Origin of the sequence: Nostoc sp. (assembly GCF_035638895.1) — a bacterium.
Lineage (GTDB): Bacteria > Cyanobacteriota > Cyanobacteriia > Cyanobacteriales > Nostocaceae > Nostoc.
In genome coordinates this window covers 1-12,113 of the sequence record NZ_DASQZC010000025.1, presented here as the reverse complement: position 1 = coordinate 12,113, position 12,113 = coordinate 1, and the positions used below count along the sequence as shown (strand labels likewise).

General features: G+C 40.0%; 11 protein-coding genes and 1 pseudogene. 7 read left to right on the top strand and 5 right to left on the bottom strand.

The annotated features are described in order from the left end of the window. Positions 1–324 precede the first annotated feature (324 nt). Complete coding sequence (locus VE944_RS01030; protein WP_324971047.1) at positions 325–1,542, top strand: ISAs1 family transposase; 1,218 nt, start codon at positions 325–327, stop codon at positions 1,540–1,542. Positions 1,543–1,726: 184 nt separating this feature from the next. Further along, entirely contained in the window at positions 1,727–1,897 is a 171-nt protein-coding gene (locus VE944_RS01025) for a hypothetical protein (protein WP_324971045.1), read from the top strand. Between the two features lie 254 nt (positions 1,898–2,151). Here VE944_RS01025 and VE944_RS01020 read toward each other — a convergent pair whose 3' ends face one another. After that, a complete protein-coding gene (locus VE944_RS01020) occupies positions 2,152–3,048 on the bottom strand; it encodes a DMT family transporter (protein ID WP_324971043.1) in 897 nt (298 codons plus the stop codon). An 81-nt stretch (positions 3,049–3,129) separates the two neighbouring features. Beyond that, positions 3,130–3,315 carry a hypothetical protein gene (locus tag VE944_RS01015; RefSeq protein WP_324971041.1) on the bottom strand — a complete coding sequence of 62 codons (186 nt, stop codon included), beginning with the start codon at positions 3,313–3,315 and terminating at the stop codon, positions 3,130–3,132. Between the two features lie 294 nt (positions 3,316–3,609). On the opposite strand from VE944_RS01015, the gene VE944_RS01010 reads away from it, so the two are divergent. The 5 genes and pseudogenes from VE944_RS01010 to VE944_RS00990 all read left to right on the top strand — a co-directional run. Further along, positions 3,610–3,858 (top strand): hypothetical protein, encoded by a 249-nt coding sequence (locus VE944_RS01010; protein ID WP_324971039.1) that lies wholly within the window; start codon positions 3,610–3,612, stop codon positions 3,856–3,858. Between the two features lie 456 nt (positions 3,859–4,314). After that, entirely contained in the window at positions 4,315–5,265 is a 951-nt protein-coding gene (locus VE944_RS01005; RefSeq protein ID WP_324971037.1) for a chlorinating enzyme, read from the top strand. A 362-nt stretch (positions 5,266–5,627) separates the two neighbouring features. Further along, a complete protein-coding gene (locus tag VE944_RS01000) occupies positions 5,628–9,230 on the top strand; it encodes an amino acid adenylation domain-containing protein (RefSeq protein ID WP_324971035.1) in 3,603 nt (1,200 codons plus the stop codon). A gap of 329 nt (positions 9,231–9,559) precedes the next feature. Next, complete coding sequence (locus tag VE944_RS00995) at positions 9,560–10,033, top strand: aminoacyl-tRNA deacylase (RefSeq protein ID WP_324971033.1); 474 nt, start codon at positions 9,560–9,562, stop codon at positions 10,031–10,033. A 66-nt stretch (positions 10,034–10,099) separates the two neighbouring features. Then, positions 10,100–10,426, top strand: a pseudogene (locus VE944_RS00990) (IS701 family transposase); the annotation flags it as partial. A gap of 453 nt (positions 10,427–10,879) precedes the next feature. On the opposite strand, the gene VE944_RS00985 reads toward VE944_RS00990, so the two are convergent. From VE944_RS00985 to VE944_RS00975, 3 genes are all read right to left on the bottom strand, one after another. Beyond that, entirely contained in the window at positions 10,880–11,128 is a 249-nt protein-coding gene (locus VE944_RS00985) for a site-specific integrase (RefSeq protein ID WP_324971029.1), read from the bottom strand. Positions 11,129–11,172: 44 nt separating this feature from the next. After that, positions 11,173–11,544 (bottom strand): hypothetical protein, encoded by a 372-nt coding sequence (locus VE944_RS00980; protein ID WP_324971027.1) that lies wholly within the window; start codon positions 11,542–11,544, stop codon positions 11,173–11,175. Positions 11,545–11,769: 225 nt separating this feature from the next. Beyond that, complete coding sequence (locus VE944_RS00975) at positions 11,770–11,910, bottom strand: hypothetical protein (RefSeq protein ID WP_324971025.1); 141 nt, start codon at positions 11,908–11,910, stop codon at positions 11,770–11,772. Positions 11,911–12,113: the final 203 nt, after the last annotated feature.

The window sequence follows — 12,113 nt, the reverse complement described above, 5'->3', positions numbered from 1 at the left end:
TTTCTTGTAATTACAGCTAACAACAAATATGCTTTATAAGTCAACTAGGTCAAAGTTTTTTCTAAATAGTTGATACAATTATTTTTATTTATTAAGCTTTGTGGCTAACAATTTAGCATAACAAGTGCTGAAGAACCATATAATTTTGTGTATCCCATAATTGAATTATTTTAGTATTAATGATTAGTCATTCAGTTCAGGGTTAGCGCGTCTCAAAGCCTATTGACAAGCGGACTTGCCTGATCAGCAATCAAGTTAGAAACAAAGTAGCACTATCCAAGCTAGGGTAAGATTTAATCCATCTAGGTGCCATTTTTTAGAGTAATGCCAACAGGATTTGAGAATAAGAAAAGAAAAACTAAAGCATCTTTTGCACCCAGCATAGATAGCAAAGACATTACCACTAAATTTCAGGAATACTTCACAGAAATAAAAGACCCCAGAGTAGAAAGGACAAGATATCATTTACTCACAGATATCATCACCATAGCTATTTTGGCAGCAATAGCAGGAGCAGAAGGTTGGGAAGATATTGAGGAGTATGGACTCAATAAACAGGAGTGGTTGAAAACGTTTTTGGAACTACCATTCGGAATACCCAGCCCCGATACTTTTAGGAGGGTGTTTGAAAGAATTAACCCAAAAGAATTTGAGAAATGTTTTCGGCAGTGGGTACAATCATTAGTTGAGAAGTTGGGAGTAGAAGTAGTAGCCATAGATGGCAAAACTCATAGAGGCTCATATGACCGAGCAACTCAGCTAAAAGCCTTACACACAGTCAGTGCATGGTCGAGTGAACATCGTTTGGTATTAGGACAAACAAAGGTCACTGACAAATCCAATGAAATCACCGCGATTCCAGCACTATTAGAAATGCTAGACATATCTGGCTGTATCATTACTATTGATGCAATGGGGACACAAAAATCGATTGCCCAGAAAATCATCACAGCAAATGCTGATTATATTTTGAGCCTGAAAGATAATCACCCTACGCTGCACCTACAAGTAAAAAATTGGTTTGAAATAGCACAATCTCTTGGGTTTAAAGATGTTGATGTTAATGCTAGTCAACGGGTAGAAAAAGGGCATAACCGTATCGAAAATCGTCAGGTTTATACCGTGCCAGCGTCACAACTTCCTGCACTTCATGAACAAGATTTGTGGACAGGACTGACAACAGTCGTGATGGTAGTACGTTCGGTTCAGCATTGGAATAAAACTACCAAGGAGGTGCAATTTTATATTACTAGTCTTGCCAATGATGCTAACAAAATTGGTAGTGCAATTCGACAGCATTGGGGAATAGAAAATTCTGTTCATTGGACATTAGATGTCACTTTTAATGAAGATGAATGTCGAATTCGTTCTCTGCACAGCCCACTGAATTTTGCTTTGCTACGTCGCATTGCCCTCAATGCCTTAGAGCGAGAATTATCTTTTTGCCGCAGTATTCGCCAAAAGTCTTGGCGAGCCGCGATGAATGATCAGTATATGGTTTCTGTTTTGGCGGCAGCTCTTCCAAACTCAATATTGTCCTAGAATCCTACTGTCAATAGGGTTTGAGACGCGCTAACCCTGTCATTCAGTTAAAGATAAGCTAACTCACATTTTAGGAAAATACTTGATTTACTTTACTTATCATACCAGCAATTTTTACAATTCTCTATGTCATTTTTAAACCTTCCTGAGTTTTTATTAGTAAATAAGATGCGTTTGCCCTGGAGTGGCAGTCAACCGAAACCAGTCAGGTGAGCTTGAGTATTCACCGATTAATATCGGGACAGTAGAAAGAGAAGATATCCAGCTTTGGCAAGAAGCAGAGCGCGTATTGCAACAAATAATAGAAGAAGAACGGCAACAAGAAAGAAGACAGACTACAGGAATCTCCCTTTAGCTGATGGCGCAACTCTTAACCGCTTCGCAGCGTGTAAAATTTAACTCTAATTCTTCTGCTTAACTTTCCGTTACATAGTTGTAAATTTTTCCGCCCACTTACTTAGATAATATTTTTTGTGTAACTCCTAGACTAGGTGATTCTTCTCTTAGTTTCTGCCAATCAGGGGACTGTATTCAATCAGACCTCCTTTTTTTTCCTTTATTTACCTCATTTAGTCTAAACTCCAGTTAAGAATTAATGGGCGTATAACCTTATTGAGTCATTTTAATTCCCAAGTAAGTACCGGCAGTAATCAGACCACCACCAACTAGTAACTGAAAAGAAAAAGGCTCTGACAATAAATGGATTGCAAACACAGCTCCAAAAAGTGGCTCTGTGCCCATTAAAAAGCTGGACCTTGCAGGGTTAGTATGTTTAACACCATAATTCTGAGCAAAAAAGGCAAAAAGTGTGCAAAACAATACTAGGAATAGCAGTCGTACCCAAAACCCATTAGATGTCGGCAAACTTAAGTTGTCCCCTAAAAAAAATACTGCCATTAGAGATCCAATAAAAACAACCCCCATTTGTATTTGGGTCAATGCGATTGAGCTTAAAGTATAATTATTTGTCACTCGTTTAATACTGCATACCATAAGTGCCCGCAAAAGGGCTGCTAACAGGATAAGACCATCACCCACATTAAACGTCAGCGTCTGTCTATTAGTCATAAACCAAGTACCTAGAACACAGATTCCAGTTGCAACTAAAAGCATGGGGTCAGGAATAGACTTTTTAAGTAGGGCATCCACAATTGGTGTAAGTACCACGCACAGCGAAATTAAAAAGGCCGCATTAGAAGCTGAAGTATAAGCAATGCCATAGGTCTCGGAGATAAAAATGGAAAACAAAATCAAGCCTAACAACGCGCCACTGAATAAAGATGAACGGGGGGCTATATAAAGCTCTTTATAGGTAAAAGGAATTAACACGAGAAAGGTTAAACCAAATCTCAGCACCAGAAAAAACATTACAGGTGTGAACGCAAGTGCCCCTTTAGCAAGACTGTAACTAGCACCCCAAATCACTGCCACAGACAATAACAATAGGTCAGCTACATACGATGTCTTTAAGATACTGGACTCGTTACTTTTTGTTGATTTTTTCATAAAATATTAGACCTCTTGTAAAAAAAGTTTTGTGGTAAATTTGTGGATTAAACAAGTTTGCTCGCAACTGAACTGGCAATTTCAATACAACCCAATTTTTCCTAACCAATTTCTCACACTACTAAAACTCAGAGTAGAAAGTTTCTCCTCCGATACTTCCAACTTCAGGTTTTTTTCAACTCCTGGTATACTACTTCCAGAATCAATTGTTTGTTGTACTGCTTTTTGTATTGTTGGAATTCTGTAATGATGCCCAGTCGCTGTCACCGTTTCTATTTGTTCTGAAAATTCTTCCCCTTTTTTTGTGCATCATCTGAGTTGGTACGAAGGATATGTAATTCTTTTTCTGCTTTCATAGCACGCTTTTTGCAATTCTCCCGTGAAAGCGATAATTCTCTAATTTTTATTTCTAGCGCTCTCAGCTTTTGTTATCTTTCAAGCGCTGTTTCTTTTCAATTCTCTCGACTTTGTTTAAACAGACGAATCAATCGGCTGGACGAACTTTTTAATTCTTTCATTAACCACCAATCTACATCGGATATTTTGAGACATATATTCTATATGAACAAATATCACCTCAAAACACCCAAAGTCAACACCCTAGCTCCAGACCCTCTCTCCCCAAACCTAAGACCCGGACGACACACAGTTTTGGGTGCTGACGGCTCTGCTGCCCTGGGTGTACTGGCACCAACAAACTCAAAAGACCCGTCAACCTCAACTCAAACAGGGCTATTAGCAAGCGGCTCAACAGGCACAGGCGTGTTTCCTGGTGGCAGATTGCTTCACCCAGACTTTGCCCAACTCTGAGCAACAGCTTTTTTTAATAGAGACTTTTTAACTTATAAATAAAATAATTTAAGTATTATTTATAACTTTAATTTAAGGATTATTTAACTTGAATTTAAAGATTATTTAACTTGAGCTTAAGGGTTATTTGTAGTTTAAAATTAAGTATTCTTTTTTAAGATTTTTAGGTTAGTATTTTGTTTGTAAACATTTTATTATGTGCTTACTAAATGTAAAACTTAAGTACATAAAGATGTTAGTTAATCCAAGCTCGCAATCTTAGCAGTTTAATTCTTTAAGTTCTTTCTTAAAAGGTGGTTTGGTTATATAGCTGTCTTTAAGCAAGAAAATTAGCATTTTAGAATTGCATTAAATAATCAATTCACCAATTATTAAAAGTGAAAGAACGAGAATTGCCCGTTATAACATATGCTTGGAAAAAACTTTGAAAGTATCAATCTATCGGAGATTAAGTCAATGCAGAATATTCAAAATGAACGCAAAGTTAAAAACTTTTCTCTTACGCCAAAAGAGTTAGAGAGTTTCCATCAGCGTGGGTATGCTGGTCCGTTTACTTTATATGAGCCTGAAGAGATGAAAGCACTGTGGCAAAACACGCGCTCTCAAATGTTTGATCGTAGCAAAGCTGTATATCAAGATGATGCAGTTTCGGGTGTCACTAATATTTCTAATTATGATCGCCATCTTGATGTTTCTTTTTTGGCTGATCACATTTGCCGTCGAGAGATTGTTGATCGAGTCTCTAGTGTTTTGGGACCTAATATGTTGTGTTGGCGTACTGAATTTTTTCCGAAATATCCAGGCGATGAAGGTACTGACTGGCATCAAGCTGATACTTTTGCTAATGCTTCTGGGACACCTCAAATCGTATGGCCTGAAGACGAGGAGTTTGGAGGTACGATAACTGCATGGACAGCGTTCACTGATGCGACTATAGACAACGGCTGTCTTCAATTTATCCCCGGCACGCATCGCACAATGTACTACGACGAAAGTAAGCGAATGCACTACAATCCGAATCAGATTAATAAAAAGGAGAAGGTAGACGCTCGCCGAGGCTTCTTTGGATATGACTATCGTGAATTACAAATTGATCCAAATTGGAAACCTGATGAATCAGAGAGCATATCAATGGTAATGCGTCCAGGACAGTTCATTTTGTTCTGGTCAACTTTGATGCATGCTTCGCACCCTCATAGCGGAAAGACAAAAGAGATGCGATTGGGTTACGTTGCTCGCTATGTACCAACTTGTGTGAGGATTTATCCGGACACTGATGTTGTGGAAGAGTATGGTGGGACAATCAGCCTGGACAAATATGGTGCAGTATTAGTCTCCGGTGAGAACGAATTTAATCACAACCGGATTGTAAAACAAACGACTAGAGGAAAAACCTTCAACTATTGAAGTACATAACAGAAGAAAAGCTCTTTAGCTTGAAGAACTTTTGACAATCCAAGGTGTCTCATCTACTCTAATAAAGCTTGATTTTGGTAGTAGGGACAGAATTAGCTAAAGGCTGTCGTTGGATGTATTACAAAGAGCTAGAAGTCTGAAACACCATTACTGAAAATCTGCTTCATGAGCTAAATTTACGTAATTTTTGAATTTGCCAACCGTGTCTTCGCTAGTTCTGCACCTTCAAACGCTTGAAAGCACGATTCAACTTGTATAGATTTTTCACGATTAGCTTTTCTACAAGTTTCCATTTAAATGGCTTTCAAGAAGCTTAGACCGTCTTTATCAAAAAATAGCACGGAGTTTTTTCGATGGATGCATTTGCTAAACCAGTTACTGATTTTTCTCCAGAGAAACAAGAATCTTTTCAAAATAACCTTTCCAGCAATCAGCAGTTATCTGAATTACCTATTACAGATGTTGACTTAGCTTTATGGCAAAACGAAACACTGCAAGGAGAGTTATTGTCGACTCAGTTTAACTACTGGAAGCAACAATTAACTGGTCCCCTGCCTGTGCTACAACTCCCTGTAGACCGACAAAGATTTGGACTGCAAACTTTTCGAGATGGAAAGCAATTTTTAGAAATACCTAAAAAGCTAGCTGATTCCCTCAAGACACTCTCGCAAAGATCAGGGACTACGCTGTTTACAATCTTATTAGCAGCATTCGTAACATTACTTTACCGTTATTCAGGACAAGAAGATATTATTGTGGGTTCCCCAATTGCAAGCAGCAAACGGGTGGAAAAAGAGGGACAGATTGGGTACTTTGTAAATACAGTAGCTCTGCGTACCAATCTTTCAGGTAAGTTAAGTTTTCAGGAACTGTTAGCTCAAGTCTATGAGGTACTTGTAGGAGCAAATAATCACCAGGATTTGCCACTCAAGCAGTTAGTAGAGGAACTACAACCGCAGGAATCCTTAAGCCACACGCTACTTTTTCAGACAATGTTTGTCCTTCAAAATACAACTATGTCAGCGTTAAATCTGACTGATTTGACTTTGAATTCCCTGCAAGGCAACAGCAGCAATACAAAGTTTGATTTGGTTGTATTTATGGAAGATACAGAAGAAGGACTGTTTGGAAGTCTAGAGTATAATGCCCATTTGTTCGAGGCGAGTACCATAAGCCGTATGGGCGATCATTTGCAGACTTTATTGAAAGCGGTTGTTATCAATCCTGAACAGCAGCTTAATGAGCTACCATTGTTGACAGAAATTGAGCAGCATCAACAGCTAACAGAGTGGGAAATCAAATCTGAGTATTCTCAAAATGAGTGCATTCATGAGTTGTTTGAGATGCAGGTAAATCGTTTACCTAACAATATAGCTGTGGTGTTTGAAGATGAACATCTTAGTTATCGAGAACTAAATCAGAAAGCTAATCAACTAGCACACTACTTGCAATCGCTAGGAGTCGGTCCAGACGTACTGGTAGGCATTTGTGTAGAGCGCTCACTTCACATGGTAATTGGAATTTTGGCAATACTTAAGGCTGGCGGGGCTTATGTGCCATTAGACCCAGATTATCCGCAGGAGCGACTTGCCTTTGTGTTAAAAGATTCTCAACCGCCAGTGTTACTAACCCAGGAACATCTGATAAAGAGTCTTCCAAAACATGGGGTAAAAGTGATCTACTTAGATACAAGTTGGGAAATAATTAGCCAGGAGTGTGGAGAAAACCTGATCTGCAATGTAAAAGCCGAAAACTTAGCTTATGTAATCTATACTTCAGGCTCAACAGGTCAACCCAAGGGCGTCATGGTCAGCCATGCAAATGTTGTCCGTCTGTTTGGAGCAACTCAATCCTGGTTTAACTTTAACGAACAGGATGTCTGGACTCTATTCCACTCTTACGCTTTTGATTTTTCCGTTTGGGAATTTTGGGGGGCATTGCTCTATGGTGGGCGACTAGTGGTAGTACCTTATTGGGTTAGCCGTTCACCCGAAGATTTCTATAACTTATTGTACAAGCAACATGTCACAGTATTAAATCAAACGCCTTCAGCTTTTCGCCAACTCATACGAGCCGAGGAGTTATTAGGAGTTGCCAATGATTTAGCCTTACGTCTAGTAATTTTTGGTGGAGAAGCTTTGGACATCCAAAGCTTGAAACCCTGGTTTGAGCGCCACTCTGAACAATCTCCACAGTTAGTTAACATGTATGGCATCACAGAGACAACTGTACATGTAACCTACCGACCACTAACAAAGGCAGATTTGGAAGTGAGGTCAGGAAGCCTCATTGGTCGTCCGATTCCAGATTTACAAATCTATTTGCTCAGCCCAAATCAGCAGCCACTACCTATTGGAGTGCCTGGTGAGATTTACATTGGTGGTGCAGGTTTAGCGAAAGGCTATCTCAATCGTTCTGAGCTAACCGAAGAGAAATTTATTCCCAATCCCTATAGCAGTAAGTCAGACGCACGCCTTTATCGGTCTGGGGACTTAGCACGTTATTTACCCAATGGGGATATTGAGTATTTAGGACGTATTGACAGTCAAGTTAAAATTCGTGGTTTTCGTATCGAACTAGGAGAAATCGAAGCCGTACTTGCTAGACACCCTAATGTACTTGAAGCTGTTGTCATAGTTCGGGAAGACCACCTTGATGACAAACGATTAATAGCATATGCAGTTTTAAAACACAAAGAAACTGCTATTACAGGCGAACTACGACGCTTCGTCAAGGAAAATCTGCCAGAATACATGGTGCCATCAACCTTTGTGATATTAGAGAAATTACCGTTGACGTCTAATGGTAAGGTAGATCGCGGAGCGTTACCAGCACCAGAAACATCTAGTTTTATTCCACAAGATTTTATGCCACCACGTAATACGATAGAAATGGAGTTGGCTAGAATCTGGTCAAATATTTTAGATATCTATCCCGTTGGGGTAAAAGATGACTTCTTTGACGTAGGTGGTCATTCCCTATTGGCTGTACGCCTAGTGGGTGAGATTCAACAGCAGTTGGGTAAAAACCTACCTATAACAACCCTTGTACAAAATGCAACTATTGAACAGCTGGCTTCTCTTCTCCAGCAACAAACTAATTTCCAGCCTACTTCTCCCTTAGTAGCGATTCAACCTAACGGAAATCAAGTGCCTCTCTTCTGCATTCATCCAGTTGGTGGTAACGTCTTTTGTTATCTAGATTTAGCCCGTTATCTAGGATCAGAACAGCCATTTTATGCTTTACAGTCAGTAGGGTTAGATGGGGAACAAAAACCTTTGACCCGTATTGAAGATATGGCATCTCATTACATTAAAGCATTACAGGCTATACAGTCTCAAGGCCCTTACTATCTTGGAGGCTGGTCTTTAGGTGGAGTTATAGCTTTTGAAATGGCTCAGCAATTGCATTCTTGTGGACATAAAGTAGCTTTACTGGCCTTGATAGATACTTATTCACCTATAGCTATAAATAAGTCCGAAGAAATTGATGAAGCAGTTTTAGTAGTTTCCCTTGCTAAAGATCTTGGCCGTCTTTTCGGTAAAGATTTGGAATTATCGATAAGTCAACTGCAACAACTCAATTCAGACGAACAGTTACACTACATTCTGGAGCAAGTGAGCAAGATTGACATCTTGCCAACAGGAGTCGGGTTGCAACAGATTAACTGGTTGTTGCAAATTTTCAGGTCTAACCACCAAGCTTTTTATTCTTATAAACCTCAACACTATCCAGGTTTAATTCACTTTTTCTGTGCTACTGAGCAAGCTTTTGAAGTAACCAAGGACTTAAGCCAGGGCTGGATATCTCTAGCAAATAGCATAATCTCTTACAGCATTTCTGGTGACCATTATTCTATTATCCGAGAACCTCATGTTCAAGTTCTAGGCGAACATATAAAAGCTTGTCTCAACCTAGTACATGAAGCTTCATCAGCATCAAAGATAACACCTTGATAAGAATGGCACTAAGATAAGTGCAAGTGACAGACTTTTAAATGTCTTAACACTTTAGTAAAGGAGAGGTAAGGAACTGCCAATGCCTAAGGCAAGCCGCAGGCTATCTATAGAAATTGGAATTTAGAGGTTTTGTCAAATTCCCTACGTCAAAATCATCGATTTTCCCCTAGCCCTTATCGATCAAGAATTTCACTTTATCTTAGTGCTATCCTAGGTTAATAGAAGTTTTCACCACTAATTGTCCTGAAATTAAGCAAACTAGGTTTTAGATGGTAACAATTTTATTTACATTGAACAAAGTTAGGAAATTAAATCTGGAGTAAACAATGGGAGAAGCCAAGGAAAAGATCAAAGATTATTTCGATAAAAACAAAATTATTTACGAAGAGATAAATCATGAACCGGCTGGTAGCGCTGAAGAGTATCACAATACCTTAGGTACGAGATATGAACAACAAGCAAAGGCTCTTTTTGTGAGATATAAAAAAACAGGGCAGAAAGGATTTATAGTTGTTGCATTACCTGCACAGAAGCAAGCTGATCTAGAGAAAATCAGAGCTTTAACTAGAGCGAAAGAAGTTCGCCTAGCTACTGAGGGACAATTGAAAGAAGTGACAGGCTGTAATTTTGGAGAGCTTCCTCCATTGGGAAAGCTATTTGGCTTGCAACTTTTTATGGATGAAGATTTGCTGAAGGAAGAAAAGATATACTTTAACGCAGGAGATTTAACTTATTCAATAGCTGTTTCTCCTCGTTCGATTCAGGAATTAGAAAAACCTACTCTTTTTGAGATGGACTAGTTTACAATTTAGTAGATAGTTACTCCCCGTTCGCGTAATCGAGGATGGATTTAATGAAATCAGCGAACTGTTTCCAACGAAAGAACTGATCTTATCGTGACAAACGATTTATCTCAAGATTCTACGGACGTTGTACAAAAAGTGTGTAAGGTTCGATGCAAGGTTGAGGAGTTTCACCGAGAATTAAAACAATTAACTGGCATTGAATTTTGTCAATCCCGCAAGGGTCGTATTCAAAGAAATCGTATTGCCTGCGCTATCTTAGTCTGGATTAGGCTCAAAGATTTAGCTTATAAAACTGGTCAAACAATCTATCAAATTAAGCATGGATTGTTATCAAGTTATTTAGTTCAGCAACTAAAACGTCCGAATGTTCCCATGTTTATCGCCTAGTTGTTTGGCGCGCAGCGCGGTGTAGCCGCGCCATTGCTTGTGACAGTTGCGTAAGTCCTGTACAGGATAAAACTCTTACCGGACTGTATCCAGATCACCCGATGCTTTCCCATCAAAGTCCAGTACCCTTATCCCTCTTTTGTCACTTTCGGCAGAGAATAATCTGTAACCCTTGCCCAGATACGATTTTAACTGTAGAGCTTTGTTTGAAGGTTTCTATTAGCTTGCGATCGCTAATCTTCCTACTAAATCTAGGTTTCATCATTTAGCCCCAATTTTTATTTCCCCAGAGTGACAAAAGAGGGTTATACCAATTCTGTATGAAGATGCGCCAAACTATGTCAAACTTATAGACACGTGCATTTAGTAATTTTAGTTATGGGGGGCTTGCCGAGATACGGATACTGTTGGCAAAATATTACTTAATACAAACTTGTAACACAGCCGTAGTATCTAACGTTTCTTGTAAGGCACATTCAGCAAATCAATCGCCCGTTTCTTTGCTGCTTCCCCCCGGCGATCATACTTACTTGTAGTACTTGGCGACGCATGACTTGCGAGTTTCGCTATGGTGACGATATCTGCACCTGCATCCAATAGATTACCGATAAAAGTTCTTCTAAAATCATGGGGTGTAAACGCCTCCACATCAGCTTTTTCCCCGCGTCGTTGCAATGCTCGTAACACCCCTTGCTGGCTCATCCGTCTCGGTATGATTTTCTGTGCCTTAGTTTCTTAATTACTGCTTAATTGACTCTTACTACCTTCCAGGCTGACTGGTTCCCAATCTTGCCAGATATTACAAAACTGAACGACCCACGAGTAAACTGCTGTTCGCCCTTCTTCACCCTCGGCTTACACCCAACAAGCCCCTCCACTTCAGATGAAGAGAGAAGCCAGCCTGATGTAGCCGCAAGTTCAAGCTGTTTCAGGTGCTGTAGTGGCTCGGCAGGACGGAGATGACGGGCGATCGCTTCCACCAATTGAACCACCTCTCCCAGTGCCAAGTCTGGTTGTCCAGTGGTCGTGTCCAGTCTGTCCACTTGCCTACTGGACGTGTCTAGTCTGTCCAGTGGACTGTTCACTAATTCAGTTTTAGGGGATTTGAAGTCATCCATTTTCCCCCCTGCGCTGATATGGTCGTGCAGCTGATCGAGCAATTCCACATCGCTAGCAGTAATGTAAGATTTGTTCCCCTGCTTGAATGTCTTGATGTCGAGCGCGTCTATCCGGTTGTAAACCGCTTGTTTCCCAAGATTGTACCTGTCTTGGAGAGCAGCGACCGGGAACGGGTCAATTTCTACCGTCATATAAGTAACTGTCCAGTGGACGTGTCCAGTCTATCACAGGGCGATCGCTAATTTTGGCTGCTGACTTTCTCCCAGTCCCCTAATTGCCAATGTCGTGAAACTACTATTTGACGACATCTCCGCCAACTGGTGACAGCATCGACAACGCCGCCGCTCCCAACACCTGATCGTCAAATCGTCAAATCGTCAAATCGTCAAATCGTCAAATCGTTGTCAGACTATAGAACCTGTAACCCCTAGCTGTAGCGAACTGCAAACATAAATCGTTAAAACTGCAAACAAGCCATTTTTGAAACCACATTATTTGCAAATAAGAGGGGTCTCAAAACCACAATAACTGCAAATGAAACCACAATAATTGCAAACAAACCGCAAAC